Source organism: Nakamurella lactea DSM 19367 (genome assembly GCF_000426645.1).
Classification (GTDB): domain Bacteria; phylum Actinomycetota; class Actinomycetes; order Mycobacteriales; family Nakamurellaceae; genus Nakamurella; species Nakamurella lactea.
Window position 1 is genome coordinate 323562 of record NZ_AUFT01000007.1, and the last position, 23066, is coordinate 346627.

At 69.5% G+C, this 23066-nt stretch carries 19 protein-coding genes; 6 read left to right on the forward strand and 13 right to left on the reverse strand.

Annotated features, from left to right (window positions below; translation table 11 throughout):
• Positions 1 to 7 precede the first annotated feature (7 nt).
• From K340_RS0109375 to K340_RS0109390, 4 genes are read right to left on the reverse strand one after another with little or no spacing between them, the layout of a single operon-like run.
• The gene (locus K340_RS0109375; protein ID WP_029136533.1) at positions 8 to 1288 is read right to left on the reverse strand and encodes an enterochelin esterase domain-containing protein; all 1281 of its coding nucleotides are present in this window, start codon (positions 1286 to 1288) and stop codon (positions 8 to 10) included.
• The gene (locus K340_RS0109380) at positions 1279 to 2145 is read right to left on the reverse strand and encodes an ABC transporter ATP-binding protein (RefSeq protein ID WP_029136534.1); all 867 of its coding nucleotides are present in this window, start codon (positions 2143 to 2145) and stop codon (positions 1279 to 1281) included. Before K340_RS0109380 ends, K340_RS0109375 begins: the two co-directional genes overlap by 10 nt.
• Entirely contained in the window at positions 2138 to 3205 is a 1068-nt protein-coding gene (locus K340_RS0109385; RefSeq protein WP_029136535.1) for a FecCD family ABC transporter permease, read from the reverse strand. The genes K340_RS0109380 and K340_RS0109385 overlap by 8 nt, the downstream gene beginning before the upstream one ends.
• Positions 3202 to 4179: a FecCD family ABC transporter permease gene (locus K340_RS0109390; protein WP_211229349.1), complete on the reverse strand. Its 978-nt coding sequence runs from the start codon at positions 4177 to 4179 to the stop codon at positions 3202 to 3204. The genes K340_RS0109385 and K340_RS0109390 overlap by 4 nt, the downstream gene beginning before the upstream one ends.
• Positions 4180 to 4283: 104 nt before the next feature.
• Here K340_RS0109390 and K340_RS0109395 point away from each other — a divergent pair, with 104 nt between their 5' ends.
• Together K340_RS0109395 and K340_RS0109400 are read left to right on the forward strand one after the other, a co-directional pair.
• Complete coding sequence (locus K340_RS0109395; protein ID WP_084614210.1) at positions 4284 to 5441, forward strand: ABC transporter substrate-binding protein; 1158 nt, start codon at positions 4284 to 4286, stop codon at positions 5439 to 5441.
• 44 nt (positions 5442 to 5485) lie between these two features.
• Complete coding sequence (locus tag K340_RS0109400; protein ID WP_029136538.1) at positions 5486 to 7288, forward strand: siderophore-interacting protein; 1803 nt, start codon at positions 5486 to 5488, stop codon at positions 7286 to 7288.
• Here K340_RS0109400 and K340_RS0109405 read toward each other — a convergent pair.
• The 6 genes from K340_RS0109405 to K340_RS28695 are packed head-to-tail and all read right to left on the reverse strand — an operon-like array spanning position 7263 to position 14750.
• Complete coding sequence (locus K340_RS0109405; protein ID WP_029136539.1) at positions 7263 to 10049, reverse strand: glycoside hydrolase family 38 N-terminal domain-containing protein; 2787 nt, start codon at positions 10047 to 10049, stop codon at positions 7263 to 7265. The two genes, K340_RS0109400 and K340_RS0109405, sit on opposite strands and share 26 nt — an antisense overlap.
• A 3-nt stretch (positions 10050 to 10052) precedes the next feature.
• Positions 10053 to 10937, reverse strand: a complete 885-nt coding sequence (locus K340_RS0109410) for a carbohydrate ABC transporter permease (protein ID WP_154674157.1) — start codon at positions 10935 to 10937, stop codon at positions 10053 to 10055.
• Entirely contained in the window at positions 10934 to 11824 is an 891-nt protein-coding gene (locus K340_RS28690; RefSeq protein WP_051265610.1) for a carbohydrate ABC transporter permease, read from the reverse strand. The genes K340_RS0109410 and K340_RS28690 overlap by 4 nt, the downstream gene beginning before the upstream one ends.
• Positions 11821 to 13296, reverse strand: coding sequence for an ABC transporter substrate-binding protein (locus K340_RS0109420; RefSeq protein WP_029136541.1), 1476 nt, complete (start codon positions 13294 to 13296; stop codon positions 11821 to 11823). Before K340_RS0109420 ends, K340_RS28690 begins: the two co-directional genes overlap by 4 nt.
• A 39-nt stretch (positions 13297 to 13335) precedes the next feature.
• Complete coding sequence (locus tag K340_RS0109425; RefSeq protein WP_029136542.1) at positions 13336 to 14001, reverse strand: RraA family protein; 666 nt, start codon at positions 13999 to 14001, stop codon at positions 13336 to 13338.
• Between the two features lie 29 nt (positions 14002 to 14030).
• Positions 14031 to 14750 carry a GntR family transcriptional regulator gene (locus tag K340_RS28695; protein ID WP_051265612.1) on the reverse strand — a complete coding sequence of 240 codons (720 nt, stop codon included), beginning with the start codon at positions 14748 to 14750 and terminating at the stop codon, positions 14031 to 14033.
• 641 nt (positions 14751 to 15391) lie between these two features.
• Here K340_RS28695 and K340_RS0109440 point away from each other — a divergent pair.
• A complete protein-coding gene (locus tag K340_RS0109440) occupies positions 15392 to 16246 on the forward strand; it encodes an SDR family NAD(P)-dependent oxidoreductase (protein ID WP_029136544.1) in 855 nt (284 codons plus the stop codon).
• Positions 16247 to 16276: 30 nt separating this feature from the next.
• A complete protein-coding gene (locus K340_RS0109445; RefSeq protein WP_029136545.1) occupies positions 16277 to 17305 on the forward strand; it encodes a mannonate dehydratase in 1029 nt (342 codons plus the stop codon).
• Positions 17306 to 17597: 292 nt separating this feature from the next.
• Here K340_RS0109445 and K340_RS34080 read toward each other — a convergent pair whose 3' ends face one another.
• Positions 17598 to 18314 (reverse strand): class I SAM-dependent methyltransferase, encoded by a 717-nt coding sequence (locus tag K340_RS34080; protein ID WP_029136546.1) that lies wholly within the window; start codon positions 18312 to 18314, stop codon positions 17598 to 17600.
• 264 nt (positions 18315 to 18578) lie between these two features.
• Between K340_RS34080 and K340_RS0109455 the strand changes: the two genes are divergently transcribed.
• Positions 18579 to 19532 carry an ornithine cyclodeaminase family protein gene (locus tag K340_RS0109455; RefSeq protein ID WP_029136547.1) on the forward strand — a complete coding sequence of 318 codons (954 nt, stop codon included), beginning with the start codon at positions 18579 to 18581 and terminating at the stop codon, positions 19530 to 19532.
• A 7-nt stretch (positions 19533 to 19539) separates the two neighbouring features.
• Here the strand turns inward: K340_RS0109455 and K340_RS28705 are convergent, their stop codons facing one another.
• A complete protein-coding gene (locus K340_RS28705) occupies positions 19540 to 20064 on the reverse strand; it encodes a GNAT family N-acetyltransferase (protein ID WP_037363593.1) in 525 nt (174 codons plus the stop codon).
• A gap of 177 nt (positions 20065 to 20241) precedes the next feature.
• On the opposite strand from K340_RS28705, the gene K340_RS0109465 reads away from it, so the two are divergent.
• Positions 20242 to 21825 carry a glycoside hydrolase family 10 protein gene (locus K340_RS0109465; protein WP_029136548.1) on the forward strand — a complete coding sequence of 528 codons (1584 nt, stop codon included), beginning with the start codon at positions 20242 to 20244 and terminating at the stop codon, positions 21823 to 21825.
• Positions 21826 to 21994: 169 nt separating this feature from the next.
• Here the strand turns inward: K340_RS0109465 and K340_RS0109470 are convergent, their stop codons facing one another.
• Complete coding sequence (locus tag K340_RS0109470) at positions 21995 to 22912, reverse strand: hydroxymethylglutaryl-CoA lyase (protein ID WP_029136549.1); 918 nt, start codon at positions 22910 to 22912, stop codon at positions 21995 to 21997.
• Positions 22913 to 23066: the final 154 nt, after the last annotated feature.

A 23066-nucleotide genomic window follows, 5' to 3' on the forward strand; every position in this document is an offset into this window, starting at 1 on the left:
TGTCCCGTCAGATTCCGAGTTGTCGCATCCCGGTGGCCAGTTCCTCACGCCACCAGGCGTAGTCGTGACCGCCCCGGAATTCGGTGTAGGACACCGCGGCTCCGGCAGCGCGGGCTGCATCGCGGAACTGCCGCGCCTGCGTCGTCATTTCGGCCTCGTCGGTACCGACCTGGACAGCCAACCGCGGCCGGTGACCAAGAGTCCGTCCCGCCAGACTCCTGGTGAGGTGCCCCGGCGCGGTGGCGCCGGGCGCCGAGCTGACATCGCGATCGAACCAGAACGACCCGGACTGGACGATGGCCGAAGTCGCCAGATCGGGTCTGTCGATGACGAGCCCGGCGGCTGCGAGTCCGCCGAAGGACTGCCCGGCGATCGTGGTCCGGTCCGGGTCGACGGTCACCAACCCGGTCCGCCGCACGGCGGCGAGCAGGTCGGTGATGATCCGTGCACAACGGTCGGGGATGGGCAGTTCTGCGGCTCGTCGCTGCAGATCGACGGAGTCCATCAGGACCAGGGTGGGGCGCCGTCGTCCGGTCCGGAGCGCCGACAGGTTCCATGGACGCCAGGCCTCGCCGTCCAGCAGAATCAGCAGCGGTGCGCCGGGATCGGCGCCCGTCAGCAGCGTTGCCCGCCTGCTGCGGCCGTCCGAGTGCTCGACGAGCAGCTCGCGTCCGGCCGGGCCGCGGGGGTCGACGACTCCGTCGACGGGCTCGAAGTGTTGGGCCGTCGGGTGTCTCGGCGTGCCCGGTCCCCGGAACACCGATGCGGGTCCGGTGTGTGGGCGAGTCAGCAGCGCCGGGTTGCGCGGATCGGGTCGGCCGTCCTGCCGCACCCGAACCCAGCCCGGACGGTCCGCGCCGACTTGGAGCGGGAAGTGGTCGCGATACACCAACTGGTAGCTGTAGCGCCCGTCGGCGGGGAGCAGATAGCTGACCTGTCGCACCGGGCCACCGCAGATCGGTTGCAGTAGTGCAGGTTCGATGTTTGCCCGGTGGTTGTCGGTCAGGCTGGTCAGACAGACCATCACCTCGCGGTCGGTGTCCACCCTGGCCAGGAACGAGACCTCGACCAGGTCGACACCGTCGACCGCCACCTGCTTGCCGATCAACGGCGTCCTGGCCTGTGCCGTCCAGAACCGGTCGGCAGCCGGCTGTGGCCGGGCAGCGGACCCCAGCGCGTCGATCCACCCCGGCCGGATCCGGATCGGTGCGCCGTCGGCCGCCACCGGCGACGGCCGGAGCTCGATATCCGCCGGTGGGGTGAACGGATCGACCGGGTTCAGCTCCATGTCGCCGATCGATCGCGAACGTCCAGCGGTCCACGGCCGTCACCGGCGGGCGCGGCGCCGCCGATTCCGGTGCGGCGCACCGGTATTACCGTCGGCAGTCCGTCGAACGGGTCGTCGAACAGGTGTGCCCGCAGTCCGAATACCTCCAGGAGCAACTCTTCGGACAGCACCTCGGCCGGCGGTCCCTGGGCGACGATGCTGCCCGCCTTCATCACTACCAGGTCGTCGCTGTAGCGGGCGGCCAGCCCGAGGTCGTGCAGCACCACAACGATGGTCCGGCCGGTGACGTCCCGGAGCGTCGTCACCAGCTCGAGGACGTCGACCGCATGTGCCATGTCCAGGTGCGTCGTCGGCTCGTCCAGCAACAACAACTCCGTCTGCTGCGCCAAGGACATCGCGATCCAGGCCCGCTGGCGCTGGCCACCGGACAGTCGATCCACCGCCGTGTCTGCCAGCTCCGCAACCTGGGTGTCCCGCATGGCATCGGCGGTGATCCGTTCGTCCTGCTCCGACCACTGTCGGTACCAGGGCTGGTGCGGCTGCCGGCCACGCCGGACCAGCTCGGCCACCGTCATCCCGTCCGGCGCCACCGGGAGCTGGGGCAGGACGGCCAAAGATCGGGCGATCTCCCTGGTGCGCAACTGTTCCAACGGACTGCCGGACAGCAGCACGCTGCCTGCGGTGGGCCGCAGCAGTCGGGACAGGACCTTGAGCAGGGTCGATTTCCCGCAGCCATTCGGGCCGATGATGGTGGTGATCTTGCCGCCACCCACCCGCAGGTCAACGCCCTTGAGGACGTCGCCGTGGCCGTAACCGGCCCGAATGTCGATGGCTTGCAGGGGAGGGGTTTCAGCCACTGGTCTTCCTGACGTAGGAGCGCATGAGGAACAACAGGTACGGGGCGCCGATCAACGGGGTGAGCACGCCGACCGGGAGCGTCCCCGGTAACCGGTCGGCCACCTGGGCGGCGATCATCATCACGCCCGCGCCGGCCAGGCCGCCGACCAACGGCGGCGGACCGGCAGTACGGAACAGTCGCATGGCGATCTGCGGGGCCACGAATGCGACGAACGCGATCGGTCCGGCCACCGCCGTCGACGCGCTGGTGAGGATCACGGCGACCGCGAGGGCGACCAACTCGACCCGGCCCGGCACGGTGCCGACGGTGGCGGCGACGTCCCGGCCAAGTCGCAGGGCCCCGACGTCGCGGCCCAGCCGGATGCAGACGAACAGGGCCAACGCACTGATGCCCGCCAGCAGCCAGAGATCGCCGATCTTCACTCCGTTCACCGATCCGGAGAGCCATCGCACGGCCACCTGCGCGTTGAGCAGATCGGTCCTGGTCAGCATCCAGGCTGTGCCGGCCAGTGCCAGCGCGTTCACCGCCAGACCGACGAGAACTACTCGCACACCGTCGAATCCGGTCCGCCAGGACAGCGCGAGGATGATGCCTGCGGTCAGTAGGCCGCCGACGATGGCGGCCGGCGTCAGCAGCGAGGACGCCGGGTTGTCGCCCACCAACCCGGCCACCGCCGGGGTGGTGATCAGCAGGACGGCGAAGGCGCCGGCCCCCGAGGTCACGCCCAGGATGTCCGGGCTGGCGATCGGGTTGCGGGTGATCGACTGCGTCAGCCCGCCCGCACAGCCGAGCGCGAAACCGACCAGCAGCGCGGCCAGTGCCGGTGCGAGTCGGTTGTCGATGACGACGAGCCGCTCGACCCGGGTTCCGCCACCGGACAACACGGCCACCACCCGGTCGACCGGCATCGCCAGGGTTCCGGTGAACACCGCCAACGCCAGCAACCCGAGCAGCACGAGCACGGCCGTCAGCGCGCCGATGACCAGCCGGCGGCGCACCCGCAGCCCGATCGGACCGACCCGGAGCTGCCAGGAGCGGGGAGGGGTCGAGGCGGTCACAGGGCGACCAGCCGACGGCGTCGGGTGATGGCGAGTAGAACCGGTGCGCCGATCACCGCCAGGACGATTCCGACCTGCAGTTCACCGTTGTCGACGGTGATCCGGCCGACGGTGTCGGCCGTCAGCAGCAGTACCGCTCCGGTCAGTCCGGCGAACGGCACGATGCGTCGGTAGTCGGATCCGCCGATCGCCCTGGCGACGTGCGGTGCCACCAGGCCCAGGAACGAGATCGGCCCGCAGATCGCGGTGGCCGCCCCGGCGAGCAGGGTGATCGAGACGATGCTCACCATCCGGCTGGCCGCCACCCTGGTGCCCAAGGACGTGGCAACCTGTTCGCCCAGGCCGAGTGCGTTCAACGAAATGCTGTTGTACAGCGCCAACAACAGTCCGACGACGAGCAGCGGAACCAGCAGTCCGACCAGGTCGTAGTTGCGTTGAGCCAGCGTTCCGACGTTCCAGAACCGCACCGCGTCCAACGCGCTCGCATCCAGCAACACCAGGGCGGTGGTCAATGCGGCCAACAGCGCCGCCAGCGTCGTGCCGACAACGGCGAGCATCATCAGCGAACTGCCGCTGATGTCCCGCAGGCCGAAGGCGAACACGATGACCGCAGCCGCCCCGGCCCCGACCAGCGCGGCGACCACCAATCCACCAGACGACACCCCGCCGAACAGCGACACCGACAGGGCAACGCCGAAACTGGCGCCGGCGTTCACCCCGAACAGCCCGGGGTCGGCGAGTGGATTGCGGGTGTGGCCCTGCATCAGCGCACCGGCCATCCCCAGCGCGACACCGACCAGCAGGCCGAGCAGGGTTCTGGGCAGTCGCTGCGAGGTGATGACGGTGGCATCGTCGCTGTCCGCGCCGGTGAACAGGGCGGACAGCACCTCGGACGGCGCGATGTTCCGGCTGCCGACAGCCAGACTCAACAGCACCACGACGAGCAGGACGACGACCAGGACGAAACCCAGCACCAGGTAGCGTGTGACACCTCCGGAGCGTGACCGGGGTGTGGGAGAGAGCGACACCGTCATAGGTTAGCCTCACCTAAACATCCAACGTGACCCGGAGTTGTGACATGAAATTTGTGAGTCGAGCGGCGGCCGTAGTGACCGCCGCGGTCCTCCTTGCTGCCTCGGCGGCCTGCGGTTCGTCGGACGACCCGGCGGACGGCAACGACATCGCCGCCGTTGCGACGACCGCAGGCCCGGCCACGTCCGGGTCCGAATCGGCGCCGGCGTCGTCGGCGGGTTCGTCGGTGGCGGGTTCGTCGGCCGCTACCGGTTCGTCGGCGGCGGGTTCGTCGGCCGGGTCCGCAGCAGCCGCGCCCGGGTCGAGTGGCCCTGGCCCGGCAACGGTGACCACGGCATCCGACGGAACCCATACCGTCACCGGCACTTTCACCGGTGAGGTGACCGGCGTTCCCGCCAAGCCGCAACGGGTGGTCGCACTGTGGCGCACCGGTTCCGAGCTGGCCGAGCTCGGCGTGGTGCCGGTCGGGTCGCTGGAGGGCGAATTCCTGGAGGGTGAGCTCGGCGCCGACCTGTACAGGTCCGTCGCCGAGGTGCCCACTGTCGGCAGCTTCGAGGGAGTGGACATCGAGAAGGTGATCGCCGCCAAGCCCGACCTGATCATCGGCATGGACAACGGTGGGCTGAGCATCGACTACGCGACCCTCGCCGAGATCGCCCCGACGGTGATTCTCAAGATCGCCGAGCCGACCGATGTTTGGCGGAACTACCCGGTGGTTGCCGAGATCGTCGATAAGACAAGTGATTTCACCACCAAGAACGCCGACCTGGATGCCAAGCTCGGGGCGATCGCCGACGAGTACGGCGACAAGCTCAAGGACAAGTCGGTGACGGCGTTCGGCGTCTCGGCGGACGAGATCTGGATCAGTACCAGCAAATCACTGCTCTACCAGCGTCTGGCGCAGGCGGGCTTCACCTACAACCCGGTCTACACCGACGATCCCGAACGGTACGTGACCGTCCTCACCGCCGAGAACATCCCGAACCTGGCGGACCAAGCCGCGATCTTCTACCAGACCAACCTCGATGGCAGCCCCATCGCCGGCAACGACATCGTGCAGAAACAGGAGTCATACCAACGACTTCCCGCGGTCAAGGCCGGCCGGGAGTATCCGGTGACCAGCGGCGTCATTTACACCTTCGTCGGCGCCGACGAGCAGGTCGAGGACATCAGGGCTGCGGCCAAGGCGCTCGCCGAAAGCTGACCTGGTCCGACAGTCGCACCATCCCACCGAGTAGGAGATCTCCCGTGGCCGGCCGCCGTAACAAGAGCTACCCCATCGTGATCCGCGACCTCGAGGTGATCGATGCCTACGACGTCACCCCACTGATGCGTCGTGTCGTGGTCGGAGGTGATCAGCTCGGTCACTTCGTCAACAACGGCCATCGGGTTGAGCCGTTCCGCACCGAGAACGCCGACGACCACGTGAAGCTGGTGGTGCTCGGGCCCGATGACTCGATCGAGGTCCCGGCTCAGTTGGACGGGCACCTCGACTGGTCGCGGGAGGCGCTGGACCGGGCCAGGGACTACACCCCCCGACGGTTCGATCCGGTCGGCCACCGGCTGGAGCTCGACTTCGTCCGGCACGCCGGCGGAGTCGCCTCCGAGTGGGCCGTGCGGGCACAGCCCGGCGACCGTGCGCTGGTCGCGGGTCCGCGCGGCACCACCGTGCTGCCCGACGACATCGATTGGTTCTTCCTGGTCGGCGACGAGACCGCGCTGCCGGCCATTGCCCGGCGGATCGAGGAACTGCCGGCCGGCACCCCGGTGACGGCGGTGGTCAGCGTACCGAGCGCTGCCGAGGAGCAAACCTTCGAGCACAGCACGGATCTGACGATCACCTGGGTCCATCGGGACGTCGCCGGACCGAACGCGCCGATGGGCGCCGGCTTGATGGAAGCGGTGACAGCCGCGCGCTGGCGGGACGGCACCGTCTACGCCTGGGCCGCCGGCGAGGCCGGAATGCTGCGCCCGCTGCGCCGCTGGCTCAAGGGCGACAGAGCGGTTCCGCCGACCCACATCGACATCGCGGGCTACTGGCGCTCCGGCCAGTCCCAGTCCGACGCCGCCCACCTGCGGCAGAGGGTGCAGGCGCTGACCTCGCTGGCGGTTCCGTACGCCGTGCGGGCCGCGGTGACACTCGAGCTGGCCGAGCACGTGGCCGACGGTCGGACCACGATCCCCACGCTCGCCGCCGCGGCCGGCGCACACCCCGTTGGGGTGCGCAAACTGATCCGGATGCTCACCTTCCACCAGCTCTTCGAGCTGGACGGCGACTCCGTCCGGTTGGGAGCGAGCGGATCCGTGCTGCTGGACGAGGCGACCCACCAGGCGCTGGATCGGCGCAGCGGCATGGCCCGGTTGGACGACAGCTGGCCAGGATTGCTGCACACGATCCGGACCGGCCGGTCCGGGTACGAAGAGGCGATCGGCGAAAGCTTCTGGGCGACGATGGCCGTCGACCGGCAATTGGGCGAATCCTTCGACGCATCGCTCAGCGACTGGTCGGCGGTCTGGAGCCGGGGAGTCGCCGGCTCATTGGAGCTGACGGACGAGACCGTCGTCGACGTCGGCGGTGGGACCGGGACCCTCATCGGTGAGGTGCTGCAGACCTACCCGCAGACCAGCGGCACCCTGGTAGAGCTGCCGTCCGTGGCCGAACGGGCCCGGGCCAATCTGGCTGCGCGCGGCCTGTCCGATCGGGTCGGGATTCTGCAGCAGAGCTTCTTCGAGCCGCTGCCCGCCGGCGCCGATGTCTATCTGCTCGCCCAGGTGCTGCACGACTGGCCGGACCCGGAGGCCGTGAAGATCCTGCGGCGGGTGGCGGATGCGGCCGGTGATCGGCGAATCGCCCTGGTCGAACGTCTCGCCGCCGACGAAGACCACGACCACGACGTGATGTTCGACCTGCAGATGTACGCGACGTTCGGGTCCGGCGAGCGCAGCCTCGACGAATTCGCCGCGCTGGGCGATCGGGCGGGTCTGACGGTGACCGGCACCACGCCGATCGGCGAGGACCTGCATCTCATCGAGCTGCGGGCCACGAGTTGACCGGGAGACTGGGTGGTGGGTCAACCCTGATGGTCTGGATGTGCCAGGCGGGCAGCCGGAGCCGGACGCTCGACGGCCCGATCCGTCCCAGGTCGCCGGCCGACTGATCCTTGAGGTCGACACCTGCAACGGACCCGGTGAGCAGCGGGCCGGTCAGCGTCGTCACTGCCGGCGTCGGCCGGAGATTCGCGATCCGGATCAGGTACGAGCCCCGGTTCGGGTACAGCGCGGACAGCACTACCGGATCGCCATCGGCGGCCAGCAGGCCCGGAAGGTCCACTGCTGCTGCAGTAGTCAGGTACTGCCGACCCCGCCAGTCGGCGTCGCCGAGCTCCGGCGCTCCTGCCTCGATCCAGGATGACTCGCCCGGGCGCAGGGTGAACCGCCACAACTGCGGCCCGTAGTTGTGCCAGACGAAATGCTCGTCGCCGCAGGATGTCGGGGTCCGCAGCAGTACGGCCTCCAGCACGCCGTCGGGTGGCCGGTCGAGTCCCGTCCGGTCAACGCGTGACGGGTCGACGCCCGGTTGATCGATGCCCGGTCGATCGCCACCCGGTTCATCGATGCTGTGGCGCAGACCCAGGAGATCGCCGGTGATCGTCAGGCCGCCGTTCGCTCCGGCGACGTGCGCCCAGTGCTGCGCCTCCCGGTAGCGCGGATAGTCGGCCGGATCGATCTCATCGGTGTGTGAGGGCCCGGCACCGGCCGGCACGTCCGACCAGTTGGTGGCGTGAAACGGCGTCCCGTAACTGATCTGCTCTGGGCCGCTCGGCCGGGCAAGGCCGAGTCGGACCTGCCGGTCGGGCGTTCCCGGCCAGCGCACGCCGACCTCCAGGTCGAGCCTCGGACCGTCGGTCCAGACCGTCAGCAGTTGGGTCCAACGAACATCCAGCAAGTCCTGGACGATTCTGATCTGGGTGGCCAGCGGACCGTGCGAAACCACCCCGACCTCCGCCGTGGCCGCCCGGGTCGGGGCCGATTCGTCGGTACGAAGGGTCACGTCGTTGCCGGTCTCCGGGACCGATCGCAACACCCCGAGCGACCCGGCATGGTCGGTGCCCCGGTCGCGGTCCACCAGGCTCACGATCCGTCCGTCGGACCGGTCGACCGCGACCAGCAGATGCGCTGTGGTCACGGTGATCACGTCGCCGTCCACCACGTGCGCCGGCGGGCCGGCGGCTACCAGGTCGGCGGCCCGCAGCAGCCTGCCGCCCACCGCCGGGACCGGCGGTGTGGCCAGCGCCAGCACCCCACCGCCGAGCGCATCGGCCAGTCGCTGGACCCCCAGCGGTCGTTCCGTGGACGACGGGTCGTCGTCCGCCAGCCAGCGGGTGAGCACCGCGCCCGCAGGGCTCGCCGGGTCGATCCGGTCGGTGCGGCTCCCGCTGCACAGGCCCGGGTTGAAGGCGACCAGTGTCTCGACCGGCCCGGCGCCGTTCGGTGATGCGGTGCCGTTGGATCGTGCCGTGTCGTTCGATGGTGCCGTGTCGTTCGATGGTGCCGTGTCGTTCGATGGTGCCGTGTCGTTCGATGGTGCCGTGTCGTTCGATGGTGCCGTGCCGATCGACTGCTCGATGAGCTGCCGGCTGTAGTCGATCACCCGATCCTGCCGGATCCGCTTGTGGTAGCTGCTGAGCGCACCCTCCTGCCCGCCGCCGTTGTGGTCCTGGGTGAACAGATGCATCCGCCACAGACCTTCGAATTCTGCGCCGGCCGGGATCGGGTCCTTGCGGGCGAAGAAGGCGTCCTCGTGGAAGCTGCCCTTCCACTCCCCGACCTCGGCCGGCCAGGGCGACCGGCCGGCGTGAACAGCCAGCACCGCAGCGGTTTCGGCCGTCAGCAGCAGCGACTCGGCGGCGCGGGCGCGGCGGAAGAAGTCCGCCGACTCGTCGGCCGCGACACCCCAGACGCTCGGGATGCCCTGTCGGGTTTCGGCCAGCGGCACCGGGTGATCCCGGTAGGGAGCCAGGACGGCGGCCGGCGTCGAGTAGCCGAACTCGATCCCCGGGAGCTGCCGGCGGTAGGCCTCGATGAACTCCGCCAACGGCCGCCCGTAGCCGGCGCCGAAATCGTCGTGCGTTGTCAGGTCGCCGGCCGTGCCGGAGATCGGAACGGTGCCCAGCGGGAAGCGGTCGGCCACCTCGTCGAGGTTCAGTTGCCAGTCGCCCCACCGCGGCGTCTCGGCGGGCAGGTCGGCGACCTGCAGCGGAATGAAGTTGTAGTGGCCGGGCCAGCGCAGTACCAGCAGCTCGGATCCGTCGGGGCTGACGGACCGCCAGATCCTGCCCTCCGGAAAGATCTTCCGCGCGGTGGCATAGAAGTCGACACCGCACTGCCGGCAGAGCTGCGCGGTCTGCGGGTTGAGTCCGGGCAGATCCGGATGGATCGCGGTGTGCGGCAGGTAGTTCAGCCGTTCGCGCAGCAGATCCCGGCCGAGCTGCAGGTTGCGGATGTGGGACTCACCCAGGACCAGGTTCTCCCAGACGTCGATGTACGCCGCCCCGATCTCCACCCGGCCCTGCGCCAACAGCCGGATCAGATCCCGCTCGTGCTCGGGATGGACCAGCAGAAAATGCTCGGCGAACACCGCGGTCTCGATGACGAAGGTTTCGTCGGGATGCGTCAGACACCGCTGGAGATAGCCGAGGATGATGTCCGCGCCGCGGGCCAGGCAGGTCAGATAGCTGCCGAGCCAGTACAGATCCAGGTGCGAACCAGGGACGTAGACGATCCGGTCCGGCAGCGGAGCGCCGTCAGCCATGCCTCACCCCTTCACCGTTCCGATCGTCAGCCCTGCCACGAAGTATCGCTGTAGGGCGAAGAATGCGACAACCGGCGGAACGGTGGCGATGGTCGCCGCCGCCATCAGTTGGCCGAGATTGGTGTCGTGCCGGCCGATCAGACCGGCCAGCTGGACGGTGACGGTGGTGGTGTTCGAGGTGAGTAGCACCAGGGCCAGGAGGAATTCGCTCCAGCAGGTCAGCGCCGTGTAGATGGCGGTCGCCGCCAGTGCCGGCCGGGCGATCGGCAGCACGATGGACCACAGGATCCGGACGTTGGAGGCCCCGTCGATGCGACCGGCCTCGGTGAGGTCGAGTGGGATGCCGCGGAAGAACCCGGTCAGCATCCACACCGCGACCGGCAGGTAGAGCGCCAGATAGACCAGGCCGAGGCCGGCACCGGTTCCGGTGAGGCCCAGTGAGTTCCACAGCAGGTAGACCGGCACCAGCACCGCACTCTGCGGCAACAGCTGGGTGAACAGGATGCCGATCAGGAAGCCCTTGGACCCACGGAAGGTCAGGTGGCTGACGGCGAAGGCCGCGCACGAACCCAGTACCACCACGACGATGGTCGTCAGCCCGGCGATCACGGCGCTGTAACCCAGCGACCGGAGCAGGGCGCCGCCGGCCAGTACCGCCCGGAACTGCTCCAGCGTGGGATGATGCGGGTACAGAGTCGGTGCCAGCGCAGCGATCTCGGCGTTGGTCTTGAACGCCGACGACACCATCCAGTAGACCGGCACCAATGCGAACACCAGCAGGACGCCGAGCACCAGCGCCGCGCACCGGCGCCCGGCGGCCGTCGACAGCGCACCACCCGACCGCGCATTCCCCGACCGCGCGCTACCCGACCGCCCCGTGCCGGTCACCGCGCGGTCGCCTTCGAGACGCGCAGATAGCTGCCGATGGCGACCGCCATCAGCGCGAAGGTGAGCACCGACTGCGCGGCTCCCTCGTCGAGCCGGTTGAACTGGAATGACGTCTGCCAGATCAGGAACGGCACAGTACTGGTGGCGCCGTTCGGCCCACCCGAGGTCAGCGTGTAGATCAGGTCGAAGTAGTTGAACGTCCAGATGAACGCCAGCGTGCCGGTCAGCGCCAGCACCGTCGACAGGCCCGGCAACACCACGGCACGGATCCGCTGCCGGTAGCTCGCGCCGTCCATCGCGGCCGCCTCGTGCAGCTCACTGGGAATGGCCCTGAGCCCGGCGGAGATCATCAGCATCCAGAACGGGAAGCCCTTCCATACGTTCGCGAAGATCACCGCCGGCAGCGCGGTCGACGACCGGCCGAGCAGGTCGACGCCGTCGGCCCCGAACCAACCGAGCACCTCGGTCAGCAGACCGCTGATCGGGTGGTAGATGGCCAGCCAGACCGCGCCGATCACCACTCCTGGCATCACCCACGGGGTCAGCAGCAGGGCACGGATCACCCCGGCGCCGCGGATGCCGGTGTCCAGGGCGAGCGCAGCGACGAATCCGATGACGAACTGCACGGCGATGCTGCCCAGCGTCCAGATCAGCGTGGTACGCAGCACCGACCAGAAGTCGTCGAAGGCGAAGACGTTGCGGTAGTTCAACAATCCGGCGAACTCGCCGTCGGCCTGGCTCAGGTTGTTGACGTGCAGGCTGATCCAGATGTTGTACAGCAACGGATACAGCGCCACCGCGGCAACGACCAGCGCCGGCACGATGACGAACCCGAGCGTGCGCGGGCCACCGCGGGAGGGCCCGGTATCAGCACCGCCCGCCGTCATCGCCGCAGGATCTGCTGGTTCACCTGGGTGTCGAAGGCGGCGAGCGCGTCGTGCGCGGAGGTTCCGCTGAGCAGCGCAGGTGCCACGTTCTTCTGCAGCGCCGCCGCTACCTGGGCGAGCTGGGGGACCGGCGGGATCGGCAGCCCGCTGTTCGGCAGCTCGGCCTTGAACGCTTCGTAGAACGGATCGGACTTCCACGGTTCGGAATCCAGCCCGGCGGTGAGCGGCGGGAAGGTACTGGAGGCCGCGATCGCGTTCAGGTTGTCCGGCCGTTCGATGAACGCGACGAGAGCCTTGGCGGCGTCCGGGTTCTTGCCGGTTGCCGAGATCCCGATCTGCCAGCCGCCCGAGGTGCTGGCCGACTTGCCGCCGGTCTGCTGGGCGGGGATCGGCGTGGTGGCGAAATCCTTGCCGTACTTGGCGTTCGGGTTGTCCTTCAGGATCGTCGGGCGTTCCCACGGACCGCCCACCATGAACGCCAGCTTGCCCTGGGCGAACAGCTGGTTCATGGTGTCCTCGGTCATGTTCGACTGCCCCGGCGGCAACGCCCCGGTCTTGACGATGTCCTGCAGCAGGGTGACCGCGGCGACGGTGCCGGCCGAATCGGCCGCCGTTGCCCGGGTGCCGTCGGCGTTCAGCAGCTCACCGTCGGCGGTCTTCAGGTACGGGCCGACCGTCTCGTAGGCCATGTCGTAGTCGCCCGAGTTGCGGAAGGCGTAGCCGTAGGCGCCGGTGACCTTGACCTTCGCCACATCGCTGAGCAGTTCGTCCCAGGTGGTCGGTGGCCCGGTGATGCCGGCCTTCGCCAGCAGATCGGGGTCGTAGTAGAGCGCGCGGGCGTCGGTGTCCATCGGCAGCGTGTACTGGGTACCGTTCACCTGGCCGGCGGTCACCAGCGCGGATATGAACGGTGTCGTGTCGACGCCGACATCCGTCAGCGGCGCAAGGAATTTCGCGGTGGCCCAGGCTTGAATGTTCGGATGGTTGACCCGGAACACGTCCGGTCCGTTGCCGGCCCGCAGCGCGGTGGTGAGCTTGGTGTCGTAGGAGTCGAAGGCGACCGCGTCCACCGTCACGGTGATCGACGGGTTGGCCGTGTGGAAGTCGGCCAGCACCTTCTTCTCGGCGTCCAGTTGCGGGCCGCTCGACTCGGTCGCCCAGGTGAGGGTGGCCGGCGGACCGTGGTATCCGGAGCCGGCGGTCTCACCGCCGGACGTCATCCCGGACGTTGTCCCGGAAGACGGACCGCCGGACGAAGCACCCGATGTGACAGTCGAGGACGCGACGGATGGCGTCAGACCCGTTGCGGCGGAGCCGGTACCCGAACCGGGCGGTCCCCCGGACGCGGCGGGGGAACTCCCGCCGCAGCCGCTGAGCAGCAGACCGGCGGCCGCGCCGACGGCGATCAGGCCAGTCCGGCGCTGCCGGGATGCACCGCTGCCGCGCCCGCGGGTGCCGACGAGTTCGTGCATGACCGCTCCCTTCTGCGCAGCCGTCGACCGGTTCGACCGCTACAGAATGCCGAACTCGGCGTACGCGTCGGTGCTGCTCATTCCGTTGCTGATGGCCTCGCGCACCCGGTCCTCGGTGGCTGCCTTGGCCAGCGCCCTGTCGATCACCTCGGCCTCGATCTCGCTGGGCACCACCAGCACACCGTCCCGGTCGCCGAACACCAGATCGCCCGGCGCCACCTCGACGCCGCCGATCTCGACCGGGATCCGGTAGTCGAGGACCGCGGCCCGCACACCGGCGTCCTGGGCGTAGCCGCCGCGGCTGAAGACCGGCCAGCGCTGCGGCAGGATGCGCGAGGTGTCACGGTGGTAGCCGTCGATCACGGCACCGGCCGCTCGCCGCTCGCGGGCGACCGCCGTCAGTAGTTCGCCCCAGGCGGAGCAGGCCAGCCGGCCCGACCTGGCCAGGTAGACGTCGCCGGCGGCCAGCTGGTCCAGCGCCTCGGTGAGCTTGCCGAACGGCTTGGACCGGGGTCCGAACACATCGGCGATCACTACCGGCATGGCCCGGCCGATCACGGTCAGTTCCGGGTCCAACGGGCGGATCTCGGCGGGCAGGAACTGATGCCGCCGGCCCAGCTCATCGAGGATGTCGCCGACCGCGGCGGTGTGCAGCTTGGACCGGATGGTGTCGAACAGGGCGGAGTCGGCCAGGGCCGGGTCGATCCGGCCGGTGTCGATCCGGGCGGGCTCGGTCACGAGCCGGATTTCCGCGTCGATCGGGCGGCTTTGCCGCCGGCGGCCGCCGCGTCGACCCGGTGCCAGACGACGGTGACGTGCTCACGGAACAGCGGCCCAGCGACGTCCGGATCGTTCCCGTGCAGGCTGTCGATCAGTGGTTGGTGCGTCTCGGCGATCTCGGACAGCGAGCCGAAATAGATCCGGTTCGACACCGTGGTGACCGCCCGGAGGCTGCCCTCGACCAGCGGCCACATCCGGGCCAACAGGTCGTTGCCGGTGGACTCCCAGACGGTGCGGTGGAAGTTGATGTCCTGCTCGATCACCTGCCGCAGGTCGTCGGCCGCAGCGGCCGCCCGCATCTCGGTGAGCACGCCCGCCAGCTTCTCGACGGCGGTGTCGTCGGCATAACTGCAGAACTCGCGGGCGGCGTGATCCTCGAGTAGCGCCCGCAGTTGATAGGTCCGGCGGGCCGTCTTCTCGTCGATGGTGGCCACAAAGCTGCCGCGGCGCGGAAGTTGCAGCACCATGCCGCCATGGGCCAGCCGCTTGAGCGCCTCGCGGACGGGTGCCTGACTGACCGACAGCTGCCGGGCGATCTCGGACTCGACCAGCCGCTGGCCCGGCTCCAGCCGGCCGGCGGCGATCGCGTCGATGAGCACGTCGTAGATCTGGTCGGAGAGCAGCGTGCGGCTGAGCGTCTTCGTCGGCTGCAGTGCGGCCTGGTAATCGCTCACAGCCGTCCTTCCTCGTGGCGGCCTGTGGTACGCCGACCGCTGGTCACGATTGTCGCCCGAATAGGTGGTTCCTCTTGACAATCTCCGCGACAGTAGCGAGTCTATCGCTGATCGGCAATCGATAGGCGATTAGTACGCCGTCCGGGGGGCGCACCCCACCCGGGCAACGTAGGTGGCCTGGGTACTGCGGACCGACGGCCGACGCAGTCGTGCCGTCGTTCTCGGCGGCGCCCGGTGCCCCGACATCTGAAGTGTGGATCGGCAGACCGGGGCGGGCCTGTCGATGGCAGAAACTTGGTGCTGAAAGCGATGGACCGCAATGCGGGCAGTGGGATCGGATGCGACCGGGCGGGTTCCGCCCTGGTCTACGCGCGCCGGGATGCGGTGACGCGCCGGCTGTACACGCCGTGGCTGCCCGCGCAGCAGCCGAGCGCACGCGCGTGGGCCTCGGCGGATCCTGCCGGTTCCGGCGTCGGGCGCCCGACTCTGGCCGACAGGTGGTCCGAGCTGCGCCGATGCCTGCAGGACATGGACGCGGCGGCGGTCCCGACCAGTCGGACCAGCGGCCAGGGGTAACAGGCGGGATCGGGTGCCGGCAACCTCGGGGTGAGTAGTTGTCGGCGGTGGGGGAGGATCGGTCGGTGCGGACTGAGACGAGCGCCGGCCGTTCGGCCGTGGTGATCGGCGGTGCCTCGGGCATCGGCGCGGCCACCGCCGACCTGCTGGCCGCGCGCGGCTGGCACGTCGTCTGCGCCGACATCGCCGATCCGCCGGACCAGAGCGACGCCGTTGGCCGCGGGCTGGACGGTCCCGGGCCGGACCGCCCCGAGCGGGACAATCGCGAAGTGGACGATCGCGCCGTCGGCGGCGCCGATGACGCGCCCGGATCGATGCGACACCGGTACGCCGACGCCACCCGATTGGCGGACCTGCGGCGGGTGGTGGCCGAGGCCGACGCCATCGCCCCGTTGAAGGCGTTGGTGTTCTCGGCCGGCGCCGAACGCCACGGCGACGTGCTGGCCGAGGACGGCACCATCTGGGACCAGATGATCGACGTGAACCTCACCGCCGCGTACCTGTCCGCCCGCGCCGGGATCCCGTTGCTGATCGCCAACGGCGGCGGGTCCGTCGTCGTGCTGTCGTCGGTACAGGGCATCGCCACCGAACCGGGCAACGCCGGCTACGCCGCGGCGAAGGCCGGTGCGATGGGATTGGTGCGGGCGATGGCGCTGGATCACGGCCGGCAGGGTGTGCGGGTCAACGCCGTCGCCCCGGGCACCGTCGACACACCCCTGGTCCGCCGGAACGCGGCGGCCGTCCGGCCGGAGGACCCCGACGCGGTGCTGGCCGGCTGGGGAGAGTTGCACGCGCTGGGTCGGGTGGCCCGGTCCAGTGAGATCGCCGCGGTGGTCGCCTTTCTCGTCTCCGACGAGGCCTCCTTCGTCACCGGCGCTACCTGGACCGTCGACGGCGGCCTGCTGGCGTCCTATGGCTGACGAAGAACCACACCTGCGGAATGAGGATCGATGAGGCTCAGCGAGTTGCTGCACAGTACTCCGGAACCGTTGTGGCACTTGGTGAAGCAGTGCGGTGTTGACCACGCCGTGATGATCCTGGACGGCGCCGAGCAGGAGTCCCGCTGGCTGCGGGCGGCCGATCGGCCGGCACCGGAGGTCGTCGACGGCGACGACGTGCCCTGGTCCGAGTCGCGCCTTCGCACGTTGCAGCAGCAGGTCGCCGGCTACGGGATGAGCATCGCCGCGATCGAGGACACTCCGCCGATGGACCGGATCCGGCTCGGCCTACCCGGCCGCGACCAGGACATCGACGCCGTGCTGGTGCAGATCGCGGCGATGGGCCGGCTGGGCATCCCGGTGCTCTGCTACAACTGGATGGCGATCACCAGCTGGGCCCGCACCGACGTCGGGGTCCCGCTGCGTGGTGGGGCACTGTCGTCCGGGTTCTCCCAGCGGGCCGCCGACCGGTTGCCCGCGCTGGCCGAGCCCGGCGAGATCACCGGCGAGCAGCTCTGGGATGCCCTGCAGTACTTCCTGAATGCCGCCGTTCCGGCGGCGGAGCAGGCCGGCGTCCGGCTGTCCCTGCACCCGGACGACCCGCCGCTGCCGTCGATGCGCGGGGTGCCGCGGATCGTCAGCTCGATCGATGCCTACCGCCGGGTGCTGGCGTTGTACCCGTCGCCGAACAACGCGATCACCCTGTGTCAGGGCAACTTCGCGTTGATGACCGATGAGCTGCCGTCGGTGATCCGCGAGTTCGGCGGGCAGCACGCGGTGGCGTTCGTGCACTTCCGGGACGTCCGCGGCACCGCCGCCGACTTCATCGAGACGTTCCACGACGAGGGACAGAACGATCTGGAGGCGTGCATGCGGGCCTATGCCGAGGTCGGCTTCGACGGGCCGATGCGCCCCGACCACGTGCCGACGTTGTTCGGCGAGTCGAATGAGCGCCCCGGCTACGCCACGCTGGGCCGGCTGTATGCCCTCGGTTACCTCCGGGCGCTGCAGCAGGTCGCGTACGGCCGCGGCCAGGTCTGACGCCCGCTGTCGAGCCCGCTCACCCTCCTGGAGGTAGCGGAAACCTGGCCAGGTAGCGGAATTCTCGCGGCGCGTCGGCGCAAGATTCCGCTACCTCGCGGGTGGGTTGCTCTTGTTGCCGGCCCATTGGGGCCATCGCGTACCTGAATGCCGAACTCGCGCAGCCGCTGCGCGACGGCCGCGGCCGTCCGGTATTCCTGGTGCGATAGCTCTGGATGGGCGTGCAGGTCCCGGTAGCACTCCTCCTGCCAGGATCGCACCGCGGCCAGGCCGGCGAGCTCGGTCGCGGCGGTCATCGTTGCGCCAGACCCGCGATGCTGCCTCTTCGAAGGACGGCGATGATCCGCGGATGCCCGTCGATCTCCGGCTGGTCGATGACCTCGACGTCGCGGAGGCCGACAACGCCGGCCAACCGACGGAGGGCTTCGACGGGAAATCCCCAGTAGACGAAGTCGTCGCGCGCGTACACGTCGGCGAGCGCCCGCAACAACGCGATCGGGTCCGTTACCCGGTGCAGGATACCGAAACACAGGACTACGTCGAAGGACTCACCGAGCCGGCGCACGTCCAGCGCATCCATCCGGTGGTACTCGACCCGCGATTCGAGCAGCTCGGCGATCGCCCGAAACCCGGCAGCGGCCGGCAATGTCACGCCGAAACGAGCACCCACCCATTCGACGTACTGCTCGTTGTCGACAGCGACGACGCGGCGCGCGCCGCGGCCCTCCGCCAGGAAGCTGTAGAAGCCGTCGAACGTGCCGACGTCCAGCACGCTGCGTCCCGCGAAGCGGTCGGCACCCACGGCGGGGAGCCGGTAACCGTGGTCGCGGGCGATGCCGGGCGTGTAGATCCCGGGGGCAAGGGCGAAAGTGTGAAACCAGAGCGGCACCGAGTGACGGACGCGTTCGGCGGCCGCGGCCGTCGCGCCGATGGCCAACTCGTCGGCGACCAGCCGCTCGGCGGCGGACGTCTCCGGAATCGGCTCGATCGCGGTGGGGTGACCCTCCACCCGAACCCACCTCCGTTCGGCGCCGTGCCGTAGCGCCCGGTGGGGCTCCCGAGCAGTCCCTCCGGGCGACGCGAACCTGCCTGCCGGCAGCTGCCGCGCGGGGTCGATGCCGCTGCAGTCGGTGAGCAGCAGGCGCTCTAGCGGTTACGGACGAGATTACCCCCGGCGAATGACGGACGGCCTAGTGTTGTGCGAATGAGCCTGCGCGTTCGCCGATCCGGCCGCCGAGGAAGTTCATGGCGTTCGCCGTAGAAAGGAATTGCCGTGATCATCCTTGGCCGGGCCGAGGTGCGGGAGCTACTGACCTCGTTGGACGTGATTGCGTTGCAGCGCGCGGCTTTTCTGGCCCTTGAACAACACCCTGAGCTGCTGGCGCCCAGAGTGCTGCTGGACGGCGGGGCCGGATCGATGGTGTTCAGTTATCTGGCCAAGGCGAGCACCGGCGGGCCGGTGGTGGCGAAGATCGGCTCGGTGCATCGACCCGTCGACGGCCGGAGCGTCGATGCGTACCTGATGGTGATGGACCCGGTGACCGGTGACTGTCTGGCTCTGCTCGACGGTGAGGAGATCACCGCTGCCCGGACGCCGGCGGCGACCCTTGCGGCCGTCGAGGCCCTCGGACTGCGGCCCGCGGTGGTCGCGATTCTGGGTGCGGGTGTTCAGGGCAGCGGGCACGCCCGGTGGTTCGACGCCCGGTTCCCGGGTTGCGAGATCCGGCTCTGGTCGCCGAGTCCTGCGCGCGCCAGGAACGCGGTCGAGGCGCTGCGGGCCGACGGCGTACGCGCCAGCGCGCCGCAGAGCAGGCGGGCAACCCTGGAGGGTGCCGAGGTGATCGTGACTGCGACGACGTCCGGGGTCCCGGTGCTGGACGCCGGTGACGTCGCTGCCGGTGTGCTCATCGCCGGTGTCGGATCGTTCGCCCCGGACCGGCGGGAGATCGGGTCGGACCTGTTGGGCCGGGCGCGGGCCGTGGTGGTGGACGACATCGCCACCGCGGCACGGCAATCGGGCCCGTTGGTGGCGGACGGAGGGAAGCTGACGGCGGGCCGGACCTTCTCGCTGGGCGCTGTACTGGCCGGCGCCGAGCTGCCTGCACCCGACGCCGACCGCGATCTGACGCTGTTCCTCAGCGTCGGACTCGGCATCCAGGACGCGGCGATCGCGGTACCCCTGGTCGAGCTCGCGGTCCGCTCGGGTGCGCATCAGATCGACCTGTAAGGTCCGATCACCCTCCCGGAAGCGTCACCCAGTAGCGCTCGCTCGTGCCGAGGGTGTTCTCCAGGGCGCCACCTGCGGCGACGATGGTGCGCCTGGAAATCGCGTTGCCGGCGTCGCAGACCAGCAGGGCCTTGCCGATCCCCAGCCGGCCCGCTTCCGCCAGACACAGCTGCAGGGCCGCGGTCGCGACCCCGTTCCCCCGTGCCGAAGGCCGGACGCCGTAACCGATGTGCCCGCCCTCGGCCAGCAGTGCATCGTTCAACTCGTGCCGCAGGTGAATGGAGCCGAGGACTTCGGTCGGTCGAACGTCATCGACGATCCACCACACCGTCGCGGGCACGAACCCGTCCAGGGCCTCCGTCCGCTGCCGGATCTCACGCTGCAGCCAGCGTTCGAAGACCTCGTGTTGCGTCAGGTCTTCATCGTCGAACCCGAACGTCGAGAAGCCGTGCAATTCGCCGCCGTCGAACTCGGCCATCGCCTCGGTCCACGACTTCCAGCGGGCACGATCGGGCAACGCCAGCGAAATCACCCGGCGAGTATAGGCAAGGGAACGGCCTCGGCGAACGACACGACGCTGAACAGCAAATCGGAGACTTGACCAAGCGTGACCCGGTCCCGCGCACCATTCCTCCAACTGGGGCTGGCAGAACCGGCCGACTCGTGAGACCGTAGAAATCCACCAACAATGGCCGCTCAGGAGGAAAAAATGTCCCCTGCACTGGATCGCCGCCACTTTCTCGGCTTGACCGCCGCCGCCGCTGCCGGCGGCGCGTTCGCCGTCACCATCGGATCCCTGCCGGCTCCGGCCGAAGTCGGCGCGCCCGCCGGCGGTGATCCGAATCGGCCGAAGCGGCAGTTCCGGGCGATGTGGATCGCCTCCGTGGTCAACATCGACTGGCCGAGCCGGACCGGGCTGACGATCGAGCAGCAGCAGGCGGAGTTCGTCGGCTGGCTGGATCTGGCCGAGCAGCTCAACCTCAACGCCGTCATCTCCCAGGTTCGGCCGACCGCCGACGCGTTCTGGCCCTCCCCCTACGAGCCGTGGTCGCAGTGGATCACCGGTACCCAGGGCGCCGATCCCGGCTACGACCCGCTGGCCTTCCAGATCGCCGAGGCGCACCAGCGAAACCTGGAGTACCACGCCTGGTTCAACCCCTACCGGGTGTCCATGGGTACCGACCCGAACTCGCTGGTGCCGACGCACCCGGCCAGGGTGCACCCGGACTGGGTGTTCCCCTACGGCGGCAAGCTGTACTACAACCCCGGGATCCCCGCCGTCCGAAAGTTCGTGCAGGACGCCATGTTCGACGCGGTGAGCCGCTACGACATCGACGGCGCCCACTTCGACGACTACTTCTATCCGTACCCGTCCGGCAGCACCCCACTGCCCGACCAGGACACCTTCGCCACCTACGGGCACGGCTTCGACGACATCGGGGACTGGCGGCGGGACAACGTGAATCGGCTGGTCTCCGAGTTCCACGACCGGGTCGGCCGGGCCAAGCCGTGGGTGAAGTTCGGCATCAGCCCGTTCGGTATCTGGGCCAACAGGTCTGCCGAGCACCCGGACGGCTCGGACACCGGTGGGACGCAGTCGTACAACGCCATCTACGCCGACACCCGCCGCTGGGTGAAGCAGGGCTGGGTCGATTACCTGAACCCGCAGATCTATTGGCAGGTAGGGCTTGCGGTGGCCGACTACGCCAAGCTGGTGCCGTGGTGGGCGGACGTGGCGGACGGCACCGACGTGGCGCTGTACATCGGCCAGGCGACCTACAAGGAGACCAGTGGGGTGTTCGGTCCGGACGAACTGGCCACCCATCTCACCTTCAACCAGGATTACCCGCAGGTCGACGGTGACGTGTTCTTCAGTGCTAAGGACGTCCGCGCCGACGCCCAGGGTTCGACGTCAGCCATGGTCGCTGAGCACTACACCCGTCCGGCGATCGTCCCGGTGATCGAGCACCTGGGCGGGAAGGCGCCGCGGCCCCCGGTGGCGCCGTCCGCGCGCCGGGAAGCCGGCGGGGTCCGGCTCGGCTGGGTGTCGCCGGGGGCGACCCCGCGCTCCGGTGACGCCACCTCCTATGCGATCTGGCGGCTGCCCGGCCGGGTCGTGCCCACCGACTTCGTCGACGCCGCACACCTGCTGGCGACGGTCCGGCGGACCGGTCGCGGCCGGCAGAGCTACCTGGACACCACCGCCGACCCGGGCGAGCACTACACCTACGTGGTCACCGCGCTGGACCGGTTGTGGCACGAGAGCCCGCGGTCGGTGGCGCTGCGGGTCTGAGTCGTGGTTCCCGGCCCGGGGTTGACCCGATCCGGCCTCAACTTTCCGGTCGCCGCAGGTTGGCCTGGACGGATGCAGAAGTTGAGGCCCGATCGGGCCGAGCCGTGCCGTGATAGGCCCGGATCGGCACTGGTCGCCTGACCGTGGACGACTCGCCGGCGGCGAAAGACTACTCCGTCGGCGGCGGGAACAGCCCGGCCCGGCCGAGCAGGGCGGGCGTCGGCGCACCCAGCTGTTCGCCGACCCAGCGGGAGATGTCGGTGAGCGCGGCGAGGTCCAGGCCGCTGTCGAAACCCTGACGGTGTAACAAGTATCCGACATCCTCGGTGGCGACGTTGCCGGTCGCTGCCGGCGCGAACGGGCAGCCGCCGATGCCACCGACGCTGGCATCGATCGCCGTCGGCCCGGCGTCAACGGCCGCCTGCACGTTGGCGTACCCGGTGTTGCGGGTGTTGTGGAAGTGCCAGCGCAGCGGGACGCCGGGGCAGGCCGCGGTCGCGACGTCGGCCAGCGTCCGGACCTGCGCGGGCACCCCGACGCCGATGGTGTCGGCGATCGCGAGCTCGTCCGGCTGGATGTCTGCCACCCGTTCGGCAATGGCCAGCACCCGTTCGGCCGGCACCTCGCCCTCGAAGGGGCACCCGAAGGCCGCGGCGAGCGTCACCGTGATGCGGGCGCCGTTGCTGTGCGCGCGGTCCGCGACACGCTGCGCGGTCGCGATCATCTCGTCGATGCCGGCGTTCTGATTGCGCCGGCCGAACGTCTCGGAACAGACCACCACGACGTTGATCTCGTCCATGCCGGCCGCCAGCGCCCGGTCCAGGCCCCGATCGTTCAACGCCAGCGCACTGAAGGTGACGCCGTCGGCCCTTGGCAGTCCGGCCGCGACCTGTTCGGCGTCGGCCATCTGCGGAACCAGCCGGGGATGCACGAAGCTGGTGGCCTCGATGCGTCTGGCGCCGGCGCCGATCAGCGCCGAGATCAGCTGAAGTTTTGTCTCGGTCGACAGGATCGCGGCCTCGTTCTGCAGGCCGTCGCGCGGCGAGACCTCGACGATCTCCGGCCCGATGCGGGTCTGCGCAGCCATCCGTTCAATGTATCGCCGCGCCGAGATTGCATGCAATAGCCGGAGATCGTTGCCGGCCATCCCTTGTGTATCCGCGAACCGTGTGCCAGATTGCATGCAATCGAGGAAGATGCCCGAAGTCTCCGTCAGCGCCCGTTCGCCACCGTCAGCCAAT